The sequence below is a fragment of the Shewanella sp. MM_2022_3 genome (assembly GCF_022557375.1).
In the GTDB taxonomy this organism is placed as follows: Bacteria; Pseudomonadota; Gammaproteobacteria; order Enterobacterales; family Shewanellaceae; genus Shewanella; species Shewanella xiamenensis.
Map to the genome: position 1 here is coordinate 25,446 of NZ_JAKZGV010000012.1, position 25,294 is coordinate 50,739.

Consider the following 25,294-nt stretch of genomic DNA (forward strand, 5'->3'; position numbering starts at 1 on the left):
GGTTACAAAGATAAAAGCAGCTTTCACGGCTGCTTTTATTGTTTTACTATCCACGGCATAACCCTTAGTTTTTAATACTGGGCATTGTAACTGGCCGAGATCTGTAGGATCATGCTGGTTTTGTTAAAATTGCCATTGTTCGCAAAGAGGAATTCCATGAGTCATGTGGACACTGAAGTACGTCCGAGTAACTTTATTCGTAATATCATTGATGAGGATCTGAAAAGCGGTAAGCACACGAGTGTGCAGACGCGTTTTCCACCTGAGCCAAATGGTTATTTACATATAGGTCATGCTAAGTCCATCTGTTTGAACTTTGGCATCGCCCGCGATTACCAAGGTCTCTGTAACTTACGATTTGATGATACCAACCCTGAAAAAGAAGACATCGATTATGTCAATTCTATTCAGGCGGATGTGCGTTGGTTGGGATTCCAGTGGGATGGTGAGGTGCGTTATTCCTCTAACTATTTCGACCAATTACATCAATATGCCGTTGAGTTAATCAATAAAGGCTTAGCCTATGTGTGTTTTCTCAATGCTGATGAAACCCGTGAATACCGTGGCACGTTAAAAGAGCCTGGTAAAAATAGCCCTTATCGTGATACTCCTGTGGAAGAAAACCTGCGCTTATTTGAAAAAATGCGTCTAGGTGAATTCAAAGAGGGCGAATGTGCGCTGCGCGCTAAAATTGATATGGCATCGCCTTTCATGTGTATGCGCGATCCGGTGATTTACCGTATTCGTTTTGCTCACCATCACCAAACGGGTGATAAGTGGTGCATTTATCCAATGTACGATTTTACTCACTGTATCTCTGACGCGCTCGAGCACATTACTCACTCATTATGTACACTTGAGTTCCAAGACAACCGTCGTCTGTATGACTGGGTTCTCGATAATTTAGATGATTTCCAAGCGCCAAATCGTACTCGTCAATATGAGTTTTCACGCTTAAATCTTGAATATACGCTGATGTCTAAGCGTAAATTAAATGACTTAGTGACACGCAAGTTAGTAACCGGCTGGGATGATCCCCGTATGCCAACAATTGCAGGTCTACGCCGTCGTGGTTATACCCCAGCGTCTATCCGCGAGTTTTGCCAACGTATTGGTATCACTAAGCAAGAAAACATGATTGAAGCGGCTATGCTCGATGCCTGCATCCGTGAAGAGCTAAACGAACATGCCCCACGTGCGATGGCCGTACTTCGCCCATTAAAAGTGGTGATTGAGAACTACCCAGAAGGTCAAATCGAGACGATTCAAGCGGCGTCTCACCCAAGCGATGAAAGCATGGGTACACGTGAACTTGCCTTTGGCCGCGAACTGTATATCGATGTGGCGGACTTCAGAGAAGAAGCCAATAAGCAGTACAAACGTCTAGTCATGGGCAAAGAAGTGCGCCTGCGTAACGCCTATGTGATTAAAGCCGAACGTTGTGACAAAGACAGTGAAGGTAATATCACTACCGTCTACTGTAGCTACGATGCCGATACTTTAGGTAAAAACCCTGCCGATGGTCGCAAGGTGAAAGGCGTAATCCATTGGGTTGAAGCGACTACGGCTAAACCTGCGGAATTCCGTTTATACCAACGCTTGTTCACTGATCCAAATCCTGCTGCTGCCGAGACAGTGGATGAAGTGCTTAACCCTAACTCACTTGAAGTGGTTAATGGTTTAGTTGAAGCAAGCCTTGCGAATGCGCCAGCGGAAAAAGCTTATCAGTTTGAGCGTGAAGGTTATTTCTGTGCTGACAATAAAGACTCTTCAGCCGAGCATTTAGTGTTTAACCTAACGGTTGCACTGCGGGACTCATTTGAATAGCAAGTAGTTAGCTACGATAATCGCTGCCACACTACGATGATTGCCGTTGCTGCTAGTTGCGAACGGCATTTACGAATAAAAAGGCCCTTAGTGATATAAAACCTAAGGGCCTTTGCTTTTTACATCTTTTAGATTTCACAATTTTTATCAGCTGTTATCGCTACTTTTAAGTTAAGCCATCTCTAGCAGTCGGTTAAACGTCTACTGATACCTTATTGGTACATAGGACCAAACCCAATGCTCCAGAGGATAACACTGGTGGCCATTAATCCAACCAAGAGCACTAAACCTGCTGTGACCATCGAACTGGCGTAAATAAAGCCTTTCTCTTCAGGGATATTCATAATGATGGGCACACCTGCATACAGCAGATAAACCGAGTAGGCTAAACCAATCAGCCCAACAATCATAATAAACCAGAGTACTGGGTAGAGTGCCGCCAAACCAACCATAAACAGCGGTGTTGCGGTGTACGACGCGAGTTCTAATGCTTGGGTGAAAGTTGGCTGAGCATCGAAGGTTTTTGCCATCCAATAGGCTAAATAGGCGAGGGCAAAGACGCCTGCAATTAGGCCAAAATACATACCTACGGACATAAACATCGCACTTTGCGGCGTGAGATAAATAGGATCACCGGCTCCTGGATTCCAGCCAATGTAAGCTGTTGCAATAAAGCTACAGACAGCGGGAATGAGTGCGATGAGAACAACGTGACTTAAGCTACTTTTGAGTGCTTCATGGTTTTGTTCAATCGCATGCCACTCTTGCTTTGGATGAGTGTATAACCCCATTAAGTGATTCAGTATCATTATAATTATCCTTGTTCAGCATTGATGTTGGCTCGCCAAACGTCAGACGAGCTGATAACAGCTCTGCAATCAGGGTTAATGCGCCACAATCCCTTTAACTCCCGATTGCCTACTCTTTGAATTGAGATGTGCCGTGATCAGGATCTCAGTTCTTAAAGTGTAGATTATTTATTGAACAAAAAGTTCAGCTAGTCAAGTTTACTGGTGTCTAAAGCTATAGCTTGTTGATAATTACGCGTAAAATATGACGATATTTTCTTTAAGATTTTTGAGTGATCCCATGCAGCAATTACTGGCACCTGTTCATGCGTTTCTTCGTTGTGAGACGCCGCAAACTTGGATTGATGTAGCAAGAGCCTCTGCCTCGTTAGATGAACTCTTAATTGACCATTGTAATTGTGAGCTAAAAGCGGCGCAGACTGCGATGTTCTTATTGAGGCGATATGCCTTGGATAAAGACAGCGGACAATCGCTATTGGCATGGGCGAAACCTTATGAGGAATTTGTTTATCATAAGGATCGCGATATCGAGCAGTTTTTGGCTCGTGATGTCAAAAAGAACGAGTTGGTAGCCAATCTACAGCCGAATCAACATTTTGCTTTTGCACAGGATCTGATCCCACCCCTGATCCGTTTGATAAAAGAAGAATTCCATCATTTTGAGCAAGTGCTGGAGCTGATGCACGCACGGCAAATCCCATATCGTAATATTCGTGCTGGGCGTTACGCAAAAGGGATGATGAGCCACGTGACCACCCATGAGAAGGATATTCTGCGGGATAAGTTGATTGTGGGTGCATACATTGAGGCGCGCTCCTGTGAGCGTTTTGCCAAATTAGCGCCTTATTTAGATGCTGAATTAAATAAGTTTTATATATCTTTATTGCGCTCAGAGGCGCGTCATTTTGAGGATTATCTTAAGCTGGCACAGTTAGTATCGACCGAGGATATCAGCGAGCGAGTTGCTTATTTTGGCGAGAGAGAAGCCGAATTGATTATGGCGCCCGATGACGAGTTTCATTTCCACAGTGGTCAACCCTTAGTTGCCCAGCGGGAAAGATAAGTAGCGGCCTCAACCATATTCAGGTATGAGGCCTTAGTGGTAGATGTGTTAATGGTGAAGACGCTATAGGTGCTTAGCTGGCGTCGAAGGGCAGGCTTTTTAGCTCCACGCCGTCGGCGCTGACCACTAACACGCTGCCTTGCTCGTACCAATCACCGACTACAATCCGTTTGCAGCCATTGTTTAATTCATGGATAGCAGGCCTATGGGTATGACCGTGGATCATCTGTTTGCTGTGGGTTTGAGCAAATAACGCATTCACCGCACTGGGTTCTACGTCCATAATCACATAGCTTTTTTGCTGATTACTGCTTTGGCTGTTACTGCGGATTTTATTGGCGATTGCTTGACGTTTTTTCTTCGGCAAACAGCTATAAAGCCAACGGGCGAAGGCAAAACTACGTAGTTTGCGAAAGCGTTGGTAGGCTTTATCTAAGGTGCACAAGCTATCGCCATGCAAAATAACCGTGTTAACGCCATAGAGATCTAAGCATTTGACTTCGGGCAACATTTGCATACCCGCAGCATCGGCAAATTGTTTGCCTAACATAAAGTCTCGATTACCGTGAATAAAGTAGATGGGCAATCTTTGGGATACTTGTTTGAGCTTGCGCGCTAATTCGAGGGCAAAAGGTGCGGCTAAATCGTCGCCGACCCATACCTCAAACAGATCCCCCAGAATATAGAGAGCATCTACATCATCAAGTTCGGTATCGAGAAAACGATTAAAGGCTTGGGTGATATCGAGGCGATCGGCACTTAAGTGCAGATCGCCAATAAATAAGGTCCGCATCCTAGGGAATTAGGCCGCACTTACTTTTTCAATCACAACCGCTTCTAATGGCACATCTTGGTGCATGCCACGGTTACCAGTGCTGACAGCTTTGATTTTTTCAACGATGTCCATGCCTTCAACCACTTCACCAAATACGCAGTAACCCCAACCTTGCATGCTTTCAGATTTGAAATCGAGGAAGGTGTTATCGTTGACGTTGATGAAAAACTGAGCCGTCGCTGAGTGTGGATCTGAAGTACGCGCCATCGCGATAGTACCAGTACGGTTTGATAAACCGTTGTTGGCTTCGTTTTTCACTGGCTCATGGCAACGTTTTTGGCTCATTTCAGCGGTAAAACCACCGCCTTGGATCATAAAGCCGTCAATTACACGGTGGAAAATGGTGCCGTCGAAGAAACCTTCGTCAACATATTTCATAAAGTTTGCCACGGTCAGCGGGGCTTTTTCGGCGTTCAGTTGCAGTTTAATGTCGCCAAAATTAGTGTGTAATGTGATCATGTTTTCATACTCTCAGTAAATAGTGGCGCGATTCTAACTTATCTCGGATTGCGCGCAAAGTGCAGTATTCAAAACCCTCGTCAGCGTGGTAGACTGACCCCTTGATTTTACACTTGAATCTATCTTTGAAGAGAATACCGATGTTGAAGATTTACAACAGTATTACCCGCCAAAAACAGGAGTTTAAGCCTATTAATCCCGGAAAAGTTGGGATGTATGTATGTGGCGTGACCGTTTACGATCTCTGTCATATTGGCCATGGGCGTACTTTTGTTTCCTTCGATATGATTGTTCGCTACCTGCGTTACGCGGGTTATGAAGTGAATTTCCAGCGCAACATCACCGATATTGATGACAAAATCATCAAGCGTGCTAACGAAAACCAAGAAGACTGCAATACATTAACCGATCGCTTGATTGGTGAAATGCACAAGGATTTCGATGCGCTGAATATGAAACGCCCTGATTTTGAGCCGCGTGCCACACTGCACATTGCCGAAATCATCGATATGGTTGAGCGACTACTGGCCCGTGGTCATGCTTATATTGCTGCCGATGGCGATGTGCTGTTTAGTGTGGCCTCTTTTCCTGAATACGGTCGCCTATCTGGCCAGAATCTGGAGCAATTACAGGCTGGCGCACGGGTTGAGGTTGATGATAATAAGCAAAATCCAATGGATTTCGTGCTGTGGAAAATGTCTAAACCAGGTGAGCCTACATGGGAATCGCCATGGGGACCGGGTCGACCAGGCTGGCATATCGAATGTTCGGCGATGAATAGCAAGCACTTAGGTCTGCATTTCGATATTCACGGTGGCGGCTCAGATTTACAGTTTCCACACCATGAGAATGAAATTGCCCAGTCTTGCTGCGCCCATGACACGCCTTATGTGAATTATTGGATGCACACTGGCATGGTGATGATCGACCGCGAAAAAATGTCTAAATCTTTAGGCAACTTCTTCACCATTCGTGATGTATTAAGTCATTACGATGCAGAAACCGTGCGTTACTTCCTGCTATCGGGTCACTATCGTAGCCAAATCAACTACTCTGAGGAAAACCTCAAGCAGGCGCGTGCGGCGTTAGAGCGTTTATATACTGCGATTAAAGATGTTGACCTGACTGTAGCGCCAGCACCTGCCGAAGAGTTTGTTGCTAAGTTTAAAGCGGCAATGGACGATGACTTTAACACCCCTGAAGCCTATTCAGTGCTGTTTGATATGGTGCGTGAGATCAACCGTCTGAAACTCACTGATATGGCAGAGGCTTCTGCATTAGCCGTGTCAATGAAACAACTTGCTGATGTGCTGGGCTTACTGCATCAATCTCCCGATGCCTTCTTTAAAGGTGAGGGCAGTGACGATGAAGTTGCAGAGATTGAAGCATTGATCGTTGAACGTAACCGCGCTCGCAGTGAAAAAGATTGGCCAGCGGCTGACGTGGCGCGTAATCGTTTAAATGAGCTTGGTGTGGTCTTAGAGGATGGCCCAAGTGGCACCACTTGGCGTAAGAAATAGGCTTAATTAGCGATAGTCTTTAATCAAAAAATCTTCAGCCAATAAAAAACCTGCATTATGCAGGTTTTTTTATGCTTGCCGAACCTAGAACCTAGAACCTAGAACCTAGAACCTAGAACCTAGAACCTAGAACCTAGAACCTAGTCGTGATATTGCTCGGCGGCATACAAGGTGTTTTCTAAAAGACTGGCTATGGTCATTGGTCCCACACCGCCAGGTACAGGTGTGATAAAGCTAGCGTTTTGCGCAGCAACATCATATTGCACGTCGCCTACTAAGGTGCCATTTTCTAAGCGGTTGATACCCACATCGATAACGATGGCGCCGGGTTTAATCCATTCACCGGGGATAAAGCCAGGTTTACCCACGGCAACCACCACTAAATCGGCTTGGCGAATTTTTTGTTCGAGGTTTTTAGTAAAACGATGGCAAGTTGTGGTGGTGCAGCCCGCAAGCAGTAGCTCGAGTGTCATTGGTCGGCCGACAATGTTCGAGGCGCCAACGACAACCGCATCTAAGCCATAAGTATCGACGCCAGTGGATTTAATGAGTGTCATAATGCCCATCGGCGTGCAAGAGCGTAATACGGGAATACGCTGTGCTAAACGGCCAACGTTATACGGGTGGAAACCATCGACATCTTTATCGGGGCGAATGCGCTCGATCACTTTAGAGTCTTCGATATGGGCCGGTAATGGTAACTGCACTAATATCCCATCAATGTTAGGGTCATCGTTGAGTTGATCAATCAAGGCTAAGAGTTCTGCTTCGCTGCAGCTGGTATCGAGATCGTAGGAGCGAGAAATAAATCCCACTTCTTCACAGGCTTTACGTTTACTACCAACATAAACCTGAGAGGCGGGGTCTGCTCCCACGAGAATCACGGCTAAACCTGGTACGCGTTGTCCAGCCTCTTTACGGGCGGTAACTTTTTCGCGCAGTTGAGTGCGGATGGATTGAGCAATCGCCTTGCCGTCGATTATTTGGGCTGTCATGGGTGTAGGATATCCTTTATATTGGCGATGGTTAAAACGGTAGTTAACACAGAGATTGGCAATCGCGGCTATTTTAACAGGGCGTAGCGGGTGTGTCATGGCAAATGCCGTCGTGAAATGGATAAAAAAAAGCGTATTCGACTGATAATTCAGCATCTAGCATGAACGGTTAAAAAAATCGTTGACGGGTGCAAAGTGAGGGGCTAAGATGCGCTCCGTTCTCAAGCAGATGTGTTGATTTGCTTTGAAAACTTTTTTGGTGATTAGCGCAATCGTGTAATGAATCCAGATTTTGGATGAGCGCGGAGCAGAGGAAACCCTCTGAGTTAATGCCAAATATAGTAAGACCTTCGGTGATTAGCGCAGTCCGGTAGCGCATCTGGTTTGGGACCAGAGGGTCAGAGGTTCGAATCCTCTATCACCGACCACTTTAATTGTTATTTGCTCGAGTGTTTACATGAGCGAGTAGCATGGATAGCCAAATGCTATCCAACGCCGGTTAGGATGCAGAGTAATCTGTAGACCATGCGCCCGTAGCTCAGTTGGATAGAGCACCCGCCTTCTAAGCGGGTGGTCGCAGGTTCGAATCCTGCCGGGCGTACCAGTTTCAGTGGTGATTGTAGCTCAGTTGGTAGAGTCCCGGATTGTGATTCCGGTTGTCGTGGGTTCGAGCCCCATCAGTCACCCCATTTTTAGTACTTTGAGTACAAAATAAAAAAAGCGACCTCTGGTCGCTTTTTTTATACCCTAGATTCGGCCGTTGAGGCTCGACTCTGCACAAAACGGTGGCTATAATGTCGCGTCTTGATAGATATCAACTAACAGCGACCTGTGCCAAAAGCCAGTAGTGGTGGGCATTGTAGTCAAATTTAATGATCAAGAAACGAATACCTGAATAGTTGAAGATTCGACTATTACAAAGGACGTTAGACAAATTTCGAGGTAAAACAATGCAAGTTTCTGTTGAAGCAACCCAAGGCCTAGAGCGTCGCCTGACCATTTCTGTTCCTGCTGAACAAATTGAAAAACTGGTTAAAGACAGTTTACAACGTGAAGCTAAGCGTGCTCGTATCCCAGGTTTCCGTCCTGGCAAAGTGCCTGTTACTGTAATCAACAAACGTTATGGCGCAGCTATTCGTCAAGACATCACTGGTGAAGTGATGCAACGTAACTTTATCGAAGCGATCATCGCTGAGAAATTAAACCCAGCAGGTGCACCAACTTTCGTTCCAGGTGCAACTGACGGTGAAAAATTCGAATTCGTAGCAACTTTCGAAATCTACCCAGAAGTTGAGTTGAAAGGTTTAGATGCAATCGAAGTAGAGCAACCAAAAGCCTCTGTAACCGATGCTGATGTAGACAGCATGATCGAAACTTTACGTAAGCAACACGCGACTTTCGCCGCTGTTGAGCGTGAAGCAGCTGACGGCGACAAAGTGAAAATGAACTTTGTGGGTTCAGTTGATGGTGTTGAATTCGAAGGCGGCAAAGCTGAAGATTTCGAACTGCAATTAGGTAGTAACCGTATGATCCCAGGTTTTGAAGCGGGTATCTTAGGTCACAAAGCCGGTGAAGAGTTCGTTATCGACGTGACTTTCCCTGAAGAATATCACGCTGAAAACTTAAAAGGTAAAGCAGCTAAGTTTGCTATCACCTTAACTGAAGTATTAGCGGCTAACTTACCTGAAGTAAACGATGAGTTTGCAGCATTATTCGGTATCAGCGAAGGTGGTTTAGAAGCCCTTAAAGCTGAAATCCGTAAGAACATGAACCGTGAGCTTGAGCAAGCGTTAAAAGCTAATGTGAAAGAGCAAGTGATCGCAGGTTTATTAGCTAACAATGACATCGAACTGCCAAAAGCACTGATCGATGGTGAAGTTAACGTATTGCGTCAACAAGCGATGCAACGTTTCGGCGGTCAAACGGCGAACATGCCTGAACTGCCAGCTGAATTATTCACTGAGCAAGCAGCTCGTCGCGTGAAGATCGGTCTGTTATTAGGCGAAGTCATCAAGACTAACGAGCTGAAAGCGGAAGATGAGCGTGTACAAGGCTTAATCGCTTCTATGGCTTCTGCTTATGAAGATCCAAGTGAAGTGATTGCGTATTACAACAGCAATAAAGAGCTGATGCAAAACATGCGCAACGTTGCGCTTGAAGAGCAAGCTGTTGAAGCACTGCTTAAAACAGCCAAAGTGACCGAAAAAGAAGTCGCTTTTGAAGAATTTATGAACAAGGCTACAGGTCGCGCATAAGCTAAGCTTGACTTGATTGGCAGTTCGCCATTTATAATGGCTCGTATGAGGCTCCTCATGCGAGCCATTTTTATTTAGGGAAATGAATAATGCATAATGCGTCAGACATACAAAGTGCTTTAGTGCCTATGGTGATCGAACAGACTGCTAAGGGTGAACGCTCATTCGACATTTATTCTCGTCTGTTAAAAGAGCGGATTATCTTTTTAGTGGGTCAAGTTGAAGAGCATATGGCGAATCTGATTGTGGCGCAGTTGCTATTCCTCGAATCAGAAAGCCCAGATAAAGATATCTTTTTATATATCAACTCACCCGGTGGTTCAGTCACCGCGGGCATGGCGATTTACGATACCATGCAATTTATTAAGCCTAATGTGAGTACGGTGTGTATTGGTCAAGCGGCCAGTATGGGCGCGTTTTTATTAGCTGGCGGTGAAAAGGGCAAGCGTTTCTGCTTACCTAATTCTCGCGTGATGATCCACCAACCACTGGGTGGATTCCAAGGTCAGGCTTCTGATATTGCTATTCATGCCCAAGAAATCTTAGGCATCAAGCATAAACTAAATCTGATGCTGTCAGAGCATACGGGCCAGCCACTCGAAGTAATTGAGCGTGATACTGATCGCGATAACTTCATGAGCGCTACTCAAGCTGTGGAATATGGTTTAGTTGACGCAGTGATGACTAAACGCAGCTGATTTTTACTTTTGACTGGGCTATGCTCTGTAAAGCAACGCTGAGTTTAAAGTGAACAAGTTTAAGATAAGCAGTAGAGCAGACTGCAAATGAGGTAATTAATGGGCGACAACAAAAATAATGGTGACAGCGGTAAATTGCTGTACTGCTCTTTTTGCGGTAAGAGCCAGCATGAAGTCAGAAAACTGATTGCAGGCCCATCAGTATATGTATGCGACGAATGTGTCGAGTTATGTAATGACATCATTCGTGAAGAGATTAAAGAAATCTCCCCCAAGCGTGATAATGATAAATTACCCACGCCACATGAGTTGCGTGCACATTTAGATGATTATGTCATTGGGCAGGACAGAGCTAAAAAAGTCCTTTCTGTTGCGGTATACAATCACTATAAACGTCTGAGAAATTCATCCCCTAAAGATGGGGTGGAATTGGGTAAGAGCAACATTCTGCTGATTGGTCCAACGGGCAGTGGTAAAACACTGCTGGCCGAAACGCTCGCGCGCTCATTGAATGTCCCATTTACTATGGCAGACGCTACCACCTTAACTGAAGCCGGTTATGTGGGTGAAGACGTTGAAAACATCATTCAAAAGCTGCTGCAAAAGTGCGATTACGACGTTGAGAAAGCGCAGCGTGGTATCGTGTATATCGACGAAATCGACAAGATCAGCCGTAAATCAGATAACCCATCGATTACCCGTGATGTATCGGGTGAAGGCGTGCAGCAAGCGCTGCTGAAACTTATCGAAGGTACGGTTGCCGCGGTTCCACCCCAAGGTGGTCGTAAGCATCCACAGCAAGAGTTCTTACAGGTAGATACCTCTAAGATCCTGTTTATCTGTGGTGGTGCATTTGCGGGTCTTGAAAAGGTGATTGAGCAACGTGCTCATGTTGGTTCGGGTATCGGTTTTGGTGCGCAAGTTAAAGGCGAAAAAGATAAAGCAACGATATCTGAAACCCTGTCTCAAGTTGAGCCAGGCGATTTAGTTAAATACGGCTTGATCCCCGAGTTTATCGGCCGTCTACCAGTCGTTGCTACACTAACTGAATTGGATGAAGATGCATTAGTGCAAATTCTGTCTGAGCCTAAAAATGCCTTAACTAAGCAGTACAACGCACTGTTTGAGATGGAAGGTGTTGAATTAGAGTTTCGCGAAGATGCACTTAAAGCGATTGCCCATAAAGCCATGTCACGTAAAACAGGTGCCCGTGGTTTACGCTCCATCGTAGAAGGTATCTTACTTGATACTATGTATGATATCCCATCGATAGAAGGTGTAGTGAAAGCGGTTGTCGATGAGTCAGTGGTTAATGGTGAGTCTGCACCGATTCTGATTTATGAGCGCAATGAAGCACAGGCGGCTTCTGGCGAACAATAATTGTACAGATAGCTAATAAACTGAAAATCAAGGAGTCCAATGGACTCCTTTTTTCGTATTGACCATTGAAAGGGCCTAAACCGCCCCAATATACTCCTTAACAAATCCCTTTTATTTAAACGGAATCGAACTATGACCTTAGAGCGTGAAGCGCATATCGAACTCCCCGTGCTGCCACTGAGAGATGTGGTGGTCTATCCCCATATGGTAATTCCGTTGTTCGTTGGCCGAGAAAAATCGATTCGTTGTCTCGAAACGGCAATGGCCCAGGATAAGCAAATTATTTTAGTTGCTCAGCGTGATGCTGAGTTAGATGAGCCGACCAAAGACGATATCTTTGACGTTGGTACAGTGGCATCTATTCTGCAACTGCTGAAACTACCAGACGGTACAGTCAAAGTGCTGGTCGAAGGTGGTCGCCGCGCCCGTATTACGCGTTATACCCAAGAAGCAGATTTCTTTGTGGCTAAGGCTGAATATCTCGAATCTGAGCCTTTAGAAGACAAAGAAGAGGAAGTCTTGGTTCGTAGCGCGATTGGCCAATTTGAAGGCTATATCAAGCTCAACAAGAAGATCCCGCCAGAGGTTTTAACCTCACTGTCTGGTATCGATGAAGCGGCGCGCCTTGCTGACACTATGGCGGCTCACATGCCGCTTAAGCTTGAGGACAAACAATCCGTCCTTGAGATGACCAATATTGGCGAACGTCTTGAATATTTAATGGCGATGATGGAGTCGGAAATTGACCTGTTACAGGTTGAAAAACGCATCCGCACCCGCGTTAAAAAGCAGATGGAAAAGAGCCAACGTGAGTACTATCTGAACGAGCAAATGAAAGCCATCCAAAAAGAATTGGGTGACTTAGACGAAGGCCATGACGAATTTGAAGTCTTAAATCGTAAGATTGAAGAAGCCAATATGCCAAGCGATGCCAAAGAAAAGGCGGTCGCTGAACTGAACAAATTACGTATGATGTCGCCGATGTCTGCCGAAGCGACCGTGGTTCGTAGCTATGTGGATTGGATGACGTCTGTGCCTTGGAGTCAACGCTCTAAAATCAAACGTGATTTAGCGAAAGCCCAAGAAGTGCTCGATACTGACCATTATGGTTTAGAGAAAGTTAAAGATCGCATTCTGGAATACTTGGCGGTGCAGAGCCGTGTACGTCAACTGAAAGGGCCAATCCTGTGTTTAGTTGGACCACCAGGTGTAGGTAAAACCTCACTCGGTCAATCGATTGCCAAGGCGACGGGTCGTAAGTATGTGCGTGTTGCCTTAGGCGGCGTGCGTGATGAAGCGGAAATTCGCGGACATCGCCGCACCTACATTGGCTCTATGCCAGGTAAAATCATCCAAAAAATGGCCAAAGTGGGCGTGAAAAACCCCTTATTCCTGCTGGATGAAATCGACAAAATGAGTTCGGACATGCGTGGCGACCCAGCATCAGCACTATTAGAGGTGCTCGATCCTGAACAAAACGCGACTTTTAACGACCATTACCTCGAAGTCGACTACGACTTATCCGATGTAATGTTCGTGGCGACCTCGAATTCGATGAATATACCGGGGCCACTTTTAGATCGTATGGAAGTGATCCGTCTGTCGGGTTATACCGAAGATGAAAAACTCAATATCGCTAAGCAGCATTTATTGACGAAGCAAATCGAGCGTAACGGCCTTAAAGCGAATGAAATTCATATCGAAGACAGTGCGATAGTCGGCATCATCCGCTACTACACCCGTGAAGCGGGTGTGCGGGCGCTAGAACGTGAGTTGTCTAAGATTTGCCGTAAGGTCGTGAAAATGATCCTGCTGGATAAATCCATCAAGTCAGTTACAGTCACCGCGGATAATCTCAAGTCTTTCCTCGGTGTGCAGCGTTTTGACTATGGCAAGGCGGAATCTAACAACCAAATCGGTCAAGTCACAGGGTTGGCTTGGACTGAAGTGGGTGGTGATTTGCTCACCATTGAAGCGACTTCAGTGCCCGGCAAAGGCAAGTTGACCTACACTGGCTCACTTGGCGATGTGATGCAAGAGTCGATTCAAGCGGCGATGACAGTTGTTCGCGCCCGTGCGGAACAATTAGGTATCAACGGCGACTTTTATGAGAAGCGTGATATCCATGTGCACGTACCAGAAGGAGCAACGCCTAAGGATGGTCCATCCGCAGGTGCTGCAATGTGTACTGCATTAGTGTCTAGCTTAACGGGTAACCCTGTGCGTGCCGATGTGGCGATGACGGGTGAAATTACCTTACGCGGTGAAGTGTTACCTATCGGTGGTTTAAAAGAAAAACTGCTGGCAGCACATCGCGGTGGCATTAAATTGGTGCTTATTCCAAAAGAAAATGAGCGTGATCTGGAAGAAATTCCTGCCAATGTCATTGCCGATTTAGAAATTCGCCCTGTGCGTTGGGTCGACGAAGTGTTAAAACTGGCGCTAGAAAGACCCGTTGAAGGCTTCGAAGTGGTTAAAAACTTGGCATAACGCAAGAAAATGCGCTATGACGTTAAAAAAAATGAAAAAAGGGGCTTAACAAAGCGCAGACCTGTGGTAGCCTAGGTCAGTGGAGAGCCAGCTGCTCCAAGCCCTTGGGGCAACTGGCTTTGAGCTGTATCTAGTTTTATTTCTTTGGTTTTCGAACTCAGCTTGAACTTTGAATTCAAGCTTGTTATAAAAGCCTCCGCAGACCGCTCTAGAGACGGATTTGGTTGCGGCGCAAAAAAATTACATTCAAGGGGATGACATGAACAAATCTGAACTAATCGAGAAAATCGCTTCTGGTGCTGACATTTCTAAAGCCGCTGCCGGCCGTGCACTGGATTCTTTTATCGCAGCTGTGACTGAAGGTTTGAAAGAAGGCGATAAAATTTCTCTTGTTGGTTTTGGTACTTTTGAAGTGCGTGAGCGCGCTGAACGCACTGGCCGCAACCCACAAACGGGTGAAGAAATCAAAATCGCAGCAGCAAAGATCCCAGCTTTTAAAGCGGGTAAAGCTCTGAAAGACGCTGTCAATTAATTTTTGATATCGCAGCCTTTGTAAGGCGTTCGTAATGATAAGCACTGTTTAAACAGTGCTTTTTACGAATTGAAAGTAATGGATTTTGAAGGTCAATTTCTACCATTACTCGGGGTTTTAGCACTTACCAGTGGTAGCGTCTGAATAATCCCTATTAATTACAGAAAGGCGCATCTCAAGCTGATGCGCCTTTTTATTTTGTTAATCGCAACGAGCGAGATATCTGATGTTAGAAAAGATCCGCGATGGTTCGCAAGGCGTGATTGCTAAAGGCATTCTCGTACTTGTGATTTTATCTTTTGCATTTGCAGGGGTGAGTAGCTATTTAGGCTCAACTTCCGATGTACCTGCCGCAGAAGTCAACGGTGACAAGATCACTAAAGCCGAGTTAGAACAAGCCTACCAGAGCGAACGCGCTCGTATGGAACAACAACTGGGCGAAATGTTTGCTGCCCTATCTGCGGACGAAAGATACCTAGAAAGCATTAAGCAGAGCGTTCTCGAGCGTCTAGTGGCAGACAAACTGATCGATCAAGCTGCCGCTGCGATGGGATTACGTGTTTCTGACGAACAAATTATTGCAGCGATTAAATCTGAACCCGCTTTCCAAACTGACGGTAAATTTGATAACGACCGTTATCAGGCTATTTTGCGTCAGTTAGGTTATCAGCCACAAACCTTTAGAAGCATGATGCGTGTCGATATGACTCGTCGTCAGTTAACAGCTGCGTTAGTGGGCACTGAATTTGTATTACCCGGTGAAGCTAAACAATTAGCTGAGCTGCAAGGCCAAACTCGCGACATTCGTTATTTAGTGGTGGACTCTGCGCCATACCTTGCCAATGCCTCTGTGACAGACGAGCAAGTAAAAAACTACTATGACGCCAACCAGGGCCAGTTTATGAGCCCAGAGAAGGTGAGTTTAGAATATGTTGAGTTAAACGCGGCTGATTTTGCCAAAGACAGCAAAGTGACCGAAGAAGAAGCTCAGGCTTACTACGATGAGCATAAGACGCAATATGTGTCTAACGAGAAACGTTTAGCCGCGCACATTCTGATTGGCCCAGGTAGCGATGAAGCCGCTGCGAAAGCCAAGGCTGAAGATTTAGCCAAGCAGTTAGATAACGGTGCTGATTTTGCTGAGTTAGCCAAAGCCAATTCTGAAGATACCTTAAGTGCAGAGCAGGGCGGAAAATTAGACTGGTTTGAGCCCGGTGTGATGGACCCCTCATTCGATGCTGCGCTTTTTGCTCTGCAAAAAGGCCAACACTCAGCTGTCGTCAAAACAGATTTTGGTTTCCACACCATCAAACTGTTAGACGTTCAGCCTGGTACCACAGTGCCCTTTGCTGACGTTAAAACTAAGATTATTGCTCAGTTACAAGAGAAAAAAGCGGTAGATCAATTCTATAGCTTGCAGAGCAAACTGGCCGATACCAGTTACGAAGTGCCTGATACCTTAGCCGAAACTGCAAAAGTGGTGGGTGTTGAGATTAAGACAACGCCGCTATTTTCGCGTGATGATGTGCCAGCGGCATTGAACAAGCCTGATGTAGTAAAAGCAGCATTTTCAGACTCAGTGATGCGCCAAGGGCTAAATAGTGAAGTGATTGAGCTTGAACCGAATCACGTAGTGGTTATTCGCATGAAAGAACATCACGATGCGGGCACTATGCCATTAGCCGAAGTGAAGGCCGACATCGCAGAGCGTTTAAAGCAAGATCAAGCGAACGCAGCAGCACGTGCTAAAGCAGAAGAGTTAATGGCGCAAGTGAAAGCTGGCGCTGCTGATGTGAGCTTAATCGCTAAGGCTAAATTGGGGCGTGGTGCACAGGATTTAGACGCGGCCATTGTGACAAAAACCTTCCAAATGCCAACGCCGAGTGCTGCACCTGTGGTTGATACTGTCGCTTTAGCAAATGGCTATGCTGTGATTGCACTGGACAAAGTGAACGCGGCTGAGTCTATTAGTGATGAGTTAGTCAATGCACTAAAACAACGCCTAAATGCACAATACAGCGAAGCGGATTACCGCGGTTTGATCGAGTCACTGAAAGCGAACGCAAAAATCCATTACCCTGTAGAAGGTTAATGGTGATAAGGGATAACTCAGTCTATCCCTTATGTTCGCAAGCAAATATAAAGTGTTTTGCTAATCAAATAGAAAAGGCCAAGTGTTTACTTGGCCTTTTTGTTTGTGCGTTATCAAACGATATGGGCGCTATTTCAGCAGCTTAATCATCCACGCCAATCATCACGCTGCTGGCTTTAATGAGTGCGTAAGCCGAATCACCCACCTTCAAGTTTAAACGCTCACAGGAGGCTTTAGTTACGACGGAGGTTAACACTACGCCCGGTGCCAGTTCGATAGTGACTTCGTTGTTTACAGAGCCAATTTCGATAGCGGTAATAGTGCCACTTAGGGTATTCCGTGCACTGATCTTCATTCTTTATCCTTATTTAGTGTTGAATGGTCATGCTATTCTAGCCTATTGCCATGGGGTTGCAGCAAATAAAAACGCCACCCGAGGATGGCGTTTAAAAGCAAGGTGTAATCTTGACGATTACAGCTCGATCACATCGAACTCAACGTACGGATTCACATCAGCGTCGTAGTCGATGCCTTCAATACCAAAGCCGAAAAGTTTAATAAACTCGGCTTTATATTCTTGATAATCGGTCAGCTCTGATAGATTTTCAGTGGTCACTTGTGGCCACAGATCACGGCAATGCTGCTGGATATCTTCGCGCAGTTCCCAATCGTCTAAACGCAGACGGTTATCGCTATCGGTCTCAGGTTTTGCACCATCGGCACGGAACAGACGCTCACTGAACATGCGATAGATTTGCTCCATACAGCCTTCGTGCAGGCCTTCTTGGCGCATCTTCTTAAACACCATTGCAATATACAGTGGCATCACTGGGATGGCTGAGCTGGCTTGGGTTACAACGCTTTTGAGCACGGCAACGTTGGCGCTACCGCCTGTCACTGAGAGCTTATCGTTTAAGGCTTTTGCAGCACGGTCTAAGTCCATTTTGGCTTTACCTAATGCGCCATGCCAGTAGATTGGCCAAGTTAACTCAGTACCGATATAGCTATAGGCAACGGTTTTGCAGTTGTCGCTCAATACGCCAGCCTCGGCGAGCGCGTTAATCCACAATTCCCAATCTTGGCCGCCCATCACTGTGACTGTATCGGCAATTTCTTGCTCAGTCGCAGGTTCGACAGTGGCTTCGATAATGCAGTCTTTGTTGGTATCAACGGCGGTCGCTGTATACACTTCACCGATTGGTTTGAGCGCAGAGCGTACTAGTTCGCCAGAATCTGGCAGTTTGCGCACAGGTGATGCTAATGAATACACCACCATATCCACTTGACCTAAATCTTGCTTGATTAGCTCAATGACTTTTTGTTTAGCTTCATGGCTAAAGGCATCGCAGTTGATGCTCTTAGAGTACAAACCTTCAGCTTTGGCAAACTTGTCGAAAGCGGCAGAGTTGTACCAACCTGCTGTGCCGGGTTTCGTTTCAGTACCTGGTTTTTCGAAGAACACACCAATAGTTGCTGCATCGCTACCAAAGGCGGCGGCAATGCGTGAAGACAGGCCATAACCACTGGATGAACCAACAACGAGGACTTTTTTAGGCCCGTTGGCGATTTTGCCCTTCGCTTTGGTTAAGGCAATTTGTTCTTGAACGTTAGCTTCGCAACCAACGGGATGAGTAGTGGTACAAATGAATCCACGAATTTTGGGTTTGATAATCATGTTTAAGCTTCTTCTATCAAAATGACCAATAGGATAAATACTTCGGCGATTAAATGGCATCTATTTTTAGCCAATTTGCCTGAATATTTAAGTGGTTGGAGCAGTTTAACGCTTATGAACAAACAGGCTCTGCTCCTGAATAAGCCTTTGGGTATATTCGTGCTGCGGTGAATTAAATATCTGTTCTGTGGGAGCTTTCTCAACCATAACGCCTTTATGAAGAACCATAATTTTATCGCTAACATGGCGAATAATATTGAGGTTATGGGACACAAAAATATATGACAATCCTAAGTCTTTTTGCAATTTCAGTAGCAAATTGAGGATTTGCGAGCGTACGGACAGATCTAAAGCGGTCAACGCTTCATCGGCGATAATGATTTTGGGGTTGAGCATTAGCGCCCGCGCCACGGCAACCCGCTGTTTTTGGCCTTCAGAAATCATATGCGGATAAAAGTCAGAATGTTCAGGTAATAAACCGACTTTCCTTAATGTCTCAATTACTTGAGAATTACGCTCTTTGGCAGATAGCTGAGTGTTAAAGCGCAATGGTTCATCGAGTAATTGACCAATGGTGAGCCTTGGGTTGAGCGAGGTATTAGGATCTTGAAAAATCATCCGAATAAGGCGGCAGCGTTGTTTGATATTACGGCTGTCTAAGGCTTCGCCTTCGAAGTAAATTTCACCGCCGCTGCGCGGTTCTGCGCCCACTAAAATACGTGCAAGAGTACTTTTACCTGAACCTGCCTCACCCACAATAGCTAAGGTTTCGCCGCGGTTTAATTCAAAGGAAACCGGGGCTAAGGCATCGTTATATTGGCGGGTAAAGCCTTTATAACCAGTATCATACCTTTTAAAGAGATCGTTAACTTTAAGCAGTGGAGTCGTCATTTGTCGTTTCACCGTGGTAAGGGAAATGGCAGGCAAAGTAGCGGTCTCTTGAATGACTCAAACTTGGCTGATTAACACATTTCTTTTGCGCCTCAGGACATCTTGGCCCTAAGCGACAGCCAATGGGGAGATGTTGGAGTGCTGGCGCCGAGCCTGGCAGTGTTGGCATAATTGCCTTGTGCGCCTCTATCCCCGAATAATCCGGCATATTATCCAAGAGTGCCTTAGTGTAAGGATGATAGGGCTGATTAATCAATTCATCCGTCGGTCCTGACTCCATCACTTGGCCGCAATAGAGTACCGATAAGTGATCGCACCATTGGGCGAGGGTCTCAAGCTCATGACTGATGATTAAAATTGACACATTTTGCAGTTGGTTAAGCTGTGATAGTAGGCGAAATATCTGTGCCTGAGTACTCAGCTCCATCGAGTTTGTAGGCTCATCTGCAATTAATAATCTAGGCTGGTTGGCAATTGCCATAGCGATCATCACTTTTTGGCATTCGCCTTCGGATAATTCCCATGCATAGCTAGACATGACTTTTTGCGGATTTTTAATGCCAACTTTGTGTAGCCATTTTTGCGCCGTGAGTTTGGCATGTTTGTGCTTTTGCCAAAAATAAGCTTTAGGATTCTTAGGCATGGCCTGCATCAGCTGGCTACCCACGGTTTGCGAAGGATCAAGGCTGCCTGATGGGTCTTGGAAGATCATCGCCATATCTGAGCCCATCAGATTACGGCGCTCCTTCGAGGTCATGGCCATCAGATTGTTACCATCCCACATCATGCGGTCGGCAGTAATGGTCCAGTTGGGGCCAGGGATCCCTAGAATAGCTCTGGCGAGTAGACTACGGCCTGAGCCGGATTCACCCACTAGGCCGTGGATTTCACCCGCATTCAAGGTCAAGCTTACTTTCTCAAGAGCCCGCACTTTGCCGTGGGGCGTGTCGAGTTCAATCGTCAGGTTTCTAACGTCGAGTAATGGCATAGGTTAGTTTCTGATGGGCGCAAGCGCCGATCTCAAGCCATCGCCTACCAAGTTAATGGCAAGCACACTAAAAAGAATCGCTAGCCCTGGAATAGTTACAGTCCAAGGTGCGGTCAATAAATTATCCATGCCTTGCGCCACCATAGCGCCCCATTCTGGGCTAGGTGCTTGAGCACCAAGACTTAAAAAGCCGAGGGCGGCAATATCTAAAATCGCGGCAGAAATGGCTAACGTGGTTTGAATAATCACCACTTCCCAGACGTTTGGCATGATTACATACCAAAAAATCTGCATTGAATTGGCTCCATCCAAACGGGCAGCGGTAACATATTCTTTTTGTAATTCTTCATGGACCGATTGATGAATAGAGCGGACAAACTGTGGCGTCAAGGCAATGCCTACGGCCCAAAACACGTTTTCAAGTCCTGGCCCCATAACGGCAACCACTAAAATCGCCATCAGAAGCGAAGGGATTGACAGCAATGCATCGAGCAAATGGCCCAAAATACTAGACTTTAATCCACGCATCATGCCGGAAAGTGAGCCGATGATAAATCCAGTAAACAGAGCTGTACCGACAATCATTAATGCCATGCCAAAGGTTAAATGCGCGCCATGTAGCAAGCGGCTAAAAATATCCCGGCCAAGATCGTCGGTGCCTAAAAAATGCGCCACAGTGCCGGAAGGATCCCAAGAGGGAGGTAACAATAGGGCGCGTGGATCTTGAGCCTCTGGTGCGAAAGGCGCAATCATTGGGCCAAAGAGGGTGAGCAGCAGCAGAAAAATAATGGTCCACAATCCCGCCAAGGCAAAAGGGTTTGCCGAAAAATTTTGCCAGACCCGCATCATTGGGGAAGCAATTTGATCTTCCTGATAAATTTTAACTGGAGGCATAAAGATCTTTTCTGCTTAATGGATTGAAGACGGTATGTAGCACTTCAATCAAAATACTTAAAAAGATGATCAGCAAGGCGACAGCCAATATTCCACCTTGAATAACCGTGTAATCCCGCTGATAAATCCCTGATACTAACCAAGAGCCTACACCTGGCCATGAAAATATCACTTCAACAACAATAGCATAGCTAGCAAAGGCACCTAGCATTAAACCTAAGTGCTTTAATACAGGGATCAGCGCGTTGGGTAAGGCATGGCGTAAAATAATGGTATTGGTGTGCATACCTCTGGCTTCGGCTGCGCGGATAAAGGTTTGGTTCATCACATTCATCATTGCAGAACGTGTGCTACGTACTACCACAGTAAAAGGCAGTACTGCGAGCGTTGTCGCTGGCAGAATAATGTGTAGCAGTGCATCCTTAAACGCCGATATGCGATATTCCGAATCAGAAAGTAGGATATCGACTAGCATAAAACCAGTGACGGGTTTTATCTCATATAAAAGATTGAGTTGCCCCGATATTGGCAACCAACCGAGATCGACACCAAACCAAAGCGATAAATACAGTCCCAACCAAAAGACTGGAACAGAGTAACCCGTAAGAGTAATCGCCATAATGGTATTTTGGGTGAGTTTATGCTGACTTTGTGAAGCCAAAACGCCCAAAGGTACGCCTAAACCAATGGCGATTACCGCGGCCATGACGGCGAGCTCGAAGGAGGCGGGGAGTACGGTACTTAACTCCTCTGCAACGCTTTGATGGGAGGTCACTGAAACCCCTAAGTTACCACTCAGCCTTTGCTGTAAATAAGCAATAAACTGCAACGCCTTGTTGCTATCTAACTTATAGTCTTGTTCGATTTGGGCAAGCTGATCTGCCGATGGTGAATGTATTCCTGTGAGGGCAAAGGTGCGTTCAATGGGGAACAAACCTGTTGCATAAAATAGGACACCAATCATGACGAGTGAAGTCGCTAGGAATAAATTGAGGCGCCGTAACAGGTATCTTAACATCAGTTAGTCTCCTGTGTGGTTTGGCTGGTTTTTGTAAAGGAAATGCCGCCAAAAGGCGTGAGTTGCATATTATGTACATTATTACGCGTTAAAGCGACCCGTTTGGCATGAGCCAAACTCAGCATTGGTACTTGCTCGGCGATGAATGCTTCGGCTTCTTGATAAATTTGCTTGCGCTCTGCTTGTGTTGAGACTTCTCTTGCTCTGTCTAGAATGGCATCAAACTGTTTATTGCACCAGCGAGAGCGGTTGTTGTTTGATTGCATCGACGCGCAGCTAAGCAGTGGCGTGAAAAAGTTATCGGGATCACTGTTATCGGCGTTCCAGCCGATGAGCACTGAATCGTATTCATCTCGACTTAATCTTTGGGTAAAGACACTCCAGTCGTAACTGATGATGTTGACCTTAACACCGATATTGGCCAAATCAGATTGAATTAACTCAGCTGTTTTCAGTGCATTAGGATTATAAGCTCTCGCAACAGGCATTGCCCAAATATCGATGCTGAGATTGTTAATACCCGCCTCTTTTAGCAGGTCTCTGGCTTTTTGGGGATTATAATCGAGTAGCTTCTTATTGCTGTCGTAGGCCCAAGAGGCTGGTGGAAGTACGCCTATCGCCTCTATTGCGGTGTTTTGATACACAGCACGTAAGATATTTTGTTTATCCACCGCATGGGCGAGCGCGCGGCGAACTCGAACATCATTTAATGGCGCTTTTTGAGTGTTAAATGCCCAAAATGCTACGTTAAGGCCGGGTTGTGATTCGATATTGAGCTGTTCATGTTGCTTAATAACGGGAAGTTCCCCTGCTTTGGGCAGGGCTGAAACACTGCAGTCACCCGCGATTAACTTTGCTAATCTCACGGTGCTTTTTGGGGTGATATCATAGACCAACATCTCGACATTGGCGGGTTCTCCCCAAAAATCTGGATTACGGCGATAGCGAATATATTCGTTTTTGGCGTAATGCACTAAAGTAAAAGGCCCTGTACCAATGGCAAAATGGTCAACATTTTCCGGGTGACCTAGTGCAAGCTGTTGTTCGGCGTACTCACTGGAGAGAATAACGGCAAAGTCAGTCGCTAAATTCGATAAAAATGAAGCATCCTTACGGGCTAAGCGAAAGATGACTTCATAGTCATTGATTTTTTCAACACTTTTAACTTGTTCAGAAAAACCAATGCTTTGAAAAAAGGGATAACCAGTGCGTGACACACCATGGTAAGGGTGATGCTTATCGATAATTCGATTGAAGGAAAACAGTACGTCGTCGGCGTTAAATGAGCGACTTGGCGTAAAACGGGAAGAATGCTGAAACTTAACATCCTCCCTGAGCGTAAAACGATAACTAAGACCATCATCACTTTCAGCCCAACTGGTTGCCAAGGCCGGAACCAACTGACCAGAGAGCGCGTCATAGTCTACTAATCGGCTATAAATCAGGTGTGAAGTGGCGTCGATCGTAGTGCCTGAGGTCACCAACTGCGGATTAAAAGACTCGGGATTCCCTTCGGAACAATAGACCAAACCAGAAGGAAGTCGTTGGGGGCCACATGCAACCAACAACCCACTCATGCAGAATACCGCAGTTGCTAGGCACAGGCGTCTAATTAGCACACTCATTTATAAATCATTATTTTATCGACTATGAACGACTATTTTAGCAGTGCATCTCGCCCATGGGCAATCAGCTTATGCTTTATCGAGCAAATTGTATTTTTTTAGAATGCCGCGTAGCTGATGATAACTTAACCCCAAGATTTCAGCGGTTTTCTTTTGATTATATTGGCTCGCCGATAAGGCTTGCTGAATAAGCTCCATCTCATAACGCTCGGTTTGTTCTTTAAAGTCTAATGGAAAACTAAAGTCATTTAACGGCGCTTCACTCGGTGCAGCGACATCTGTATCGGTTTGTGCGGTAATGGTGGGAGGACTTATGATGGTTGAGTGCGGTGTGGGCACCACCAGACGCTCAAGAGTGCGCACTCGAGTTGTTGGCCGGTACGGGGAGGCGAAAGGGTCGAGAATAATGTGCTCGATGGGACGATTTTCACCGCAATTACGGTAAACACTTCGCTCAACTACGTTTTTAAGTTCACGAATATTACCGGGCCAGTCATGACTCATGAGCTGCTCGATGGCATTTGCACTAAAGCCACTAAAGAGTTCGAGCTTGAGTTGCCGAGCCATTCCCACAGCAAAGTATTCGGCTAATGTCATGATATCTTCTGGACGACAACGTAGTGGCGGCAGTGTGATCACATCGAAGGCTAAACGATCGAGTAAGTCGGCCCGAAATTCACCGGCCTCGGCCAGTGAGGGTAAATCTTCGTTGGCGGCGCAGATAAGGCGCACATCCGCTTGAATGGTTTTACTGCCACCGACACGTTCAAATTCACCGTACTCGATAACTCGCAGTAGTTTTTCTTGAATCAATCCAGAGGTATTGGCTAACTCGTCAAGAAACAGTGTTCCACCATCAGCCCGTTCAAAACGGCCTTCGTGTTTACCTTTAGCACCTGTAAAGGCCCCAGATTCGTGGCCAAATAATTCACTTTCAAGCAAGTTTTCGCTCAAAGATGAACAATTTAGCTTAATAAAATTTTGATCCCAGCGCTTAGACAGATAATGTAGGCGTTCGGCAATCAGCTCTTTACCTGTGCCTCGTTCACCAATGATCAGTACAGGCTTTGATAACGGAGCGATTTGTGAGACGTGCTCTAATACTTCAAGTAGGGCGTTTGATTGACCGATTAGATTGTCTTGCTGAAATTTATTATCCACGATATTTTTTAGTCTTTAACGCTAAATTTTGGTGAAAATCATAATAAGTGGCTTGCGTTGTAAAATAAAGGAAAAGTTAAAATTTTG

General features: G+C 45.8%; 21 protein-coding genes and 3 tRNA genes. 12 read left to right on the forward strand and 12 right to left on the reverse strand.

Annotated elements, in window-relative coordinates:
• Positions 1-156: 156 nt before the first annotated feature.
• Positions 157-1,827 carry a glutamine--tRNA ligase gene (gene glnS, locus MMG82_RS09140; protein WP_037417167.1) on the forward strand — a complete coding sequence of 557 codons (1,671 nt, stop codon included), beginning with the start codon at positions 157-159 and terminating at the stop codon, positions 1,825-1,827.
• Positions 1,828-2,039: 212 nt separating this feature from the next.
• Here glnS and MMG82_RS09145 read toward each other — a convergent pair whose 3' ends face one another.
• A complete protein-coding gene (locus MMG82_RS09145; protein WP_047535653.1) occupies positions 2,040-2,636 on the reverse strand; it encodes a Yip1 family protein in 597 nt (198 codons plus the stop codon).
• Between the two features lie 280 nt (positions 2,637-2,916).
• Here MMG82_RS09145 and MMG82_RS09150 point away from each other — a divergent pair, with 280 nt between their 5' ends.
• Positions 2,917-3,699, forward strand: a complete 783-nt coding sequence (locus MMG82_RS09150; protein WP_172587506.1) for a tRNA isopentenyl-2-thiomethyl-A-37 hydroxylase MiaE — start codon at positions 2,917-2,919, stop codon at positions 3,697-3,699.
• Between the two features lie 73 nt (positions 3,700-3,772).
• Here the strand turns inward: MMG82_RS09150 and MMG82_RS09155 are convergent, their stop codons facing one another.
• Positions 3,773-4,492, reverse strand: a complete 720-nt coding sequence (locus tag MMG82_RS09155; RefSeq protein WP_047535629.1) for a UDP-2,3-diacylglucosamine diphosphatase — start codon at positions 4,490-4,492, stop codon at positions 3,773-3,775.
• A 9-nt stretch (positions 4,493-4,501) separates the two neighbouring features.
• Positions 4,502-4,993, reverse strand: coding sequence for a peptidylprolyl isomerase (locus MMG82_RS09160; RefSeq protein ID WP_011623251.1), 492 nt, complete (start codon positions 4,991-4,993; stop codon positions 4,502-4,504).
• A gap of 140 nt (positions 4,994-5,133) precedes the next feature.
• Here MMG82_RS09160 and cysS point away from each other — a divergent pair, with 140 nt between their 5' ends.
• Entirely contained in the window at positions 5,134-6,513 is a 1,380-nt protein-coding gene (gene cysS / locus MMG82_RS09165) for a cysteine--tRNA ligase (protein WP_047535621.1), read from the forward strand.
• Positions 6,514-6,653: 140 nt separating this feature from the next.
• Here cysS and folD read toward each other — a convergent pair whose 3' ends face one another.
• Entirely contained in the window at positions 6,654-7,508 is an 855-nt protein-coding gene (gene folD, locus MMG82_RS09170; RefSeq protein ID WP_037428154.1) for a bifunctional methylenetetrahydrofolate dehydrogenase/methenyltetrahydrofolate cyclohydrolase FolD, read from the reverse strand.
• Positions 7,509-7,859: 351 nt separating this feature from the next.
• Here folD and MMG82_RS09175 point away from each other — a divergent pair.
• From MMG82_RS09175 to ppiD, 9 genes are all read left to right on the forward strand, one after another.
• Positions 7,860-7,936 (forward strand) — tRNA-Pro (locus MMG82_RS09175).
• Positions 7,937-8,035: 99 nt separating this feature from the next.
• Positions 8,036-8,112 (forward strand) — tRNA-Arg (locus MMG82_RS09180).
• A gap of 9 nt (positions 8,113-8,121) precedes the next feature.
• Positions 8,122-8,197, forward strand: a tRNA-His gene (locus MMG82_RS09185).
• Positions 8,198-8,458: 261 nt separating this feature from the next.
• On the forward strand, positions 8,459-9,763 hold the full coding sequence (tig, locus tag MMG82_RS09190) for a trigger factor (RefSeq protein WP_047538512.1): 1,305 nt from the start codon (positions 8,459-8,461) through the stop codon (positions 9,761-9,763).
• A gap of 89 nt (positions 9,764-9,852) precedes the next feature.
• A complete protein-coding gene (gene clpP, locus MMG82_RS09195; RefSeq protein WP_037417193.1) occupies positions 9,853-10,461 on the forward strand; it encodes an ATP-dependent Clp endopeptidase proteolytic subunit ClpP in 609 nt (202 codons plus the stop codon).
• Positions 10,462-10,560: 99 nt separating this feature from the next.
• Positions 10,561-11,841: an ATP-dependent protease ATP-binding subunit ClpX gene (gene clpX / locus MMG82_RS09200; RefSeq protein ID WP_037417195.1), complete on the forward strand. Its 1,281-nt coding sequence runs from the start codon at positions 10,561-10,563 to the stop codon at positions 11,839-11,841.
• Positions 11,842-11,973: 132 nt separating this feature from the next.
• Positions 11,974-14,331, forward strand: coding sequence for an endopeptidase La (lon, locus tag MMG82_RS09205; protein ID WP_037428151.1), 2,358 nt, complete (start codon positions 11,974-11,976; stop codon positions 14,329-14,331).
• Positions 14,332-14,590: 259 nt separating this feature from the next.
• Positions 14,591-14,863, forward strand: a complete 273-nt coding sequence (gene hupB / locus MMG82_RS09210) for a nucleoid-associated protein HU-beta (RefSeq protein ID WP_006081127.1) — start codon at positions 14,591-14,593, stop codon at positions 14,861-14,863.
• A 226-nt stretch (positions 14,864-15,089) separates the two neighbouring features.
• Positions 15,090-16,955: a peptidylprolyl isomerase gene (gene ppiD / locus MMG82_RS09215; protein ID WP_241406790.1), complete on the forward strand. Its 1,866-nt coding sequence runs from the start codon at positions 15,090-15,092 to the stop codon at positions 16,953-16,955.
• 142 nt (positions 16,956-17,097) lie between these two features.
• Here ppiD and MMG82_RS09220 read toward each other — a convergent pair whose 3' ends face one another.
• The 8 genes from MMG82_RS09220 to pspF form a co-directional block, all read right to left on the reverse strand.
• Positions 17,098-17,310 carry a molybdopterin-binding protein gene (locus MMG82_RS09220; protein WP_037417205.1) on the reverse strand — a complete coding sequence of 71 codons (213 nt, stop codon included), beginning with the start codon at positions 17,308-17,310 and terminating at the stop codon, positions 17,098-17,100.
• 117 nt (positions 17,311-17,427) lie between these two features.
• Positions 17,428-18,630: an enoyl-ACP reductase FabV gene (gene fabV, locus MMG82_RS09225; RefSeq protein ID WP_047540635.1), complete on the reverse strand. Its 1,203-nt coding sequence runs from the start codon at positions 18,628-18,630 to the stop codon at positions 17,428-17,430.
• A 105-nt stretch (positions 18,631-18,735) separates the two neighbouring features.
• A complete protein-coding gene (locus tag MMG82_RS09230) occupies positions 18,736-19,521 on the reverse strand; it encodes an ATP-binding cassette domain-containing protein (protein ID WP_037417209.1) in 786 nt (261 codons plus the stop codon).
• Complete coding sequence (locus MMG82_RS09235) at positions 19,502-20,509, reverse strand: oligopeptide/dipeptide ABC transporter ATP-binding protein (protein ID WP_037417214.1); 1,008 nt, start codon at positions 20,507-20,509, stop codon at positions 19,502-19,504. The genes MMG82_RS09230 and MMG82_RS09235 overlap by 20 nt, the downstream gene beginning before the upstream one ends.
• 3 nt (positions 20,510-20,512) lie before the next feature.
• Complete coding sequence (locus MMG82_RS09240) at positions 20,513-21,403, reverse strand: ABC transporter permease subunit (RefSeq protein ID WP_037417217.1); 891 nt, start codon at positions 21,401-21,403, stop codon at positions 20,513-20,515.
• A complete protein-coding gene (locus MMG82_RS09245; RefSeq protein WP_047539496.1) occupies positions 21,390-22,421 on the reverse strand; it encodes an ABC transporter permease subunit in 1,032 nt (343 codons plus the stop codon). The genes MMG82_RS09240 and MMG82_RS09245 overlap by 14 nt, the downstream gene beginning before the upstream one ends.
• Complete coding sequence (locus MMG82_RS09250; protein ID WP_037417223.1) at positions 22,421-24,046, reverse strand: ABC transporter substrate-binding protein; 1,626 nt, start codon at positions 24,044-24,046, stop codon at positions 22,421-22,423. Before MMG82_RS09250 ends, MMG82_RS09245 begins: the two co-directional genes overlap by 1 nt.
• A 69-nt stretch (positions 24,047-24,115) precedes the next feature.
• Positions 24,116-25,207, reverse strand: coding sequence for a phage shock protein operon transcriptional activator (gene pspF, locus MMG82_RS09255; RefSeq protein WP_241406791.1), 1,092 nt, complete (start codon positions 25,205-25,207; stop codon positions 24,116-24,118).
• Positions 25,208-25,294 lie beyond the last annotated feature (87 nt).

Excerpts from the sequence above, each read along its gene's own strand:
- MMG82_RS09235 (WP_037417214.1), bottom strand. The coding sequence starts at position 20,509 with ATGCCATTACTCGACGTTAGAAACCTGACGATTGAACTCGACACGCCC.
- MMG82_RS09230 (WP_037417209.1), bottom strand. The coding sequence starts at position 19,521 with ATGACGACTCCACTGCTTAAAGTTAACGATCTCTTTAAAAGGTATGAT.
- hupB (WP_006081127.1), top strand. The coding sequence starts at position 14,591 with ATGAACAAATCTGAACTAATCGAGAAAATCGCTTCTGGTGCTGACATT.
- MMG82_RS09245 (WP_047539496.1), bottom strand. The coding sequence starts at position 22,421 with ATGTTAAGATACCTGTTACGGCGCCTCAATTTATTCCTAGCGACTTCA.
- ppiD (WP_241406790.1), top strand. The coding sequence starts at position 15,090 with ATGTTAGAAAAGATCCGCGATGGTTCGCAAGGCGTGATTGCTAAAGGC.
- MMG82_RS09155 (WP_047535629.1), bottom strand. The coding sequence starts at position 4,492 with ATGCGGACCTTATTTATTGGCGATCTGCACTTAAGTGCCGATCGCCTC.
- MMG82_RS09150 (WP_172587506.1), top strand. The coding sequence starts at position 2,917 with ATGCAGCAATTACTGGCACCTGTTCATGCGTTTCTTCGTTGTGAGACG.
- MMG82_RS09220 (WP_037417205.1), bottom strand. The coding sequence starts at position 17,310 with ATGAAGATCAGTGCACGGAATACCCTAAGTGGCACTATTACCGCTATC.
- tig (WP_047538512.1), top strand. The coding sequence starts at position 8,459 with ATGCAAGTTTCTGTTGAAGCAACCCAAGGCCTAGAGCGTCGCCTGACC.
- MMG82_RS09160 (WP_011623251.1), bottom strand. The coding sequence starts at position 4,993 with ATGATCACATTACACACTAATTTTGGCGACATTAAACTGCAACTGAAC.
- folD (WP_037428154.1), bottom strand. The coding sequence starts at position 7,508 with ATGACAGCCCAAATAATCGACGGCAAGGCGATTGCTCAATCCATCCGC.
- MMG82_RS09145 (WP_047535653.1), bottom strand. The coding sequence starts at position 2,636 with ATGATACTGAATCACTTAATGGGGTTATACACTCATCCAAAGCAAGAG.
- MMG82_RS09250 (WP_037417223.1), bottom strand. The coding sequence starts at position 24,046 with ATGAGTGTGCTAATTAGACGCCTGTGCCTAGCAACTGCGGTATTCTGC.
- lon (WP_037428151.1), top strand. The coding sequence starts at position 11,974 with ATGACCTTAGAGCGTGAAGCGCATATCGAACTCCCCGTGCTGCCACTG.
- clpP (WP_037417193.1), top strand. The coding sequence starts at position 9,853 with ATGCATAATGCGTCAGACATACAAAGTGCTTTAGTGCCTATGGTGATC.
- glnS (WP_037417167.1), top strand. The coding sequence starts at position 157 with ATGAGTCATGTGGACACTGAAGTACGTCCGAGTAACTTTATTCGTAAT.
- clpX (WP_037417195.1), top strand. The coding sequence starts at position 10,561 with ATGGGCGACAACAAAAATAATGGTGACAGCGGTAAATTGCTGTACTGC.
- MMG82_RS09240 (WP_037417217.1), bottom strand. The coding sequence starts at position 21,403 with ATGCCTCCAGTTAAAATTTATCAGGAAGATCAAATTGCTTCCCCAATG.
- fabV (WP_047540635.1), bottom strand. The coding sequence starts at position 18,630 with ATGATTATCAAACCCAAAATTCGTGGATTCATTTGTACCACTACTCAT.
- cysS (WP_047535621.1), top strand. The coding sequence starts at position 5,134 with ATGTTGAAGATTTACAACAGTATTACCCGCCAAAAACAGGAGTTTAAG.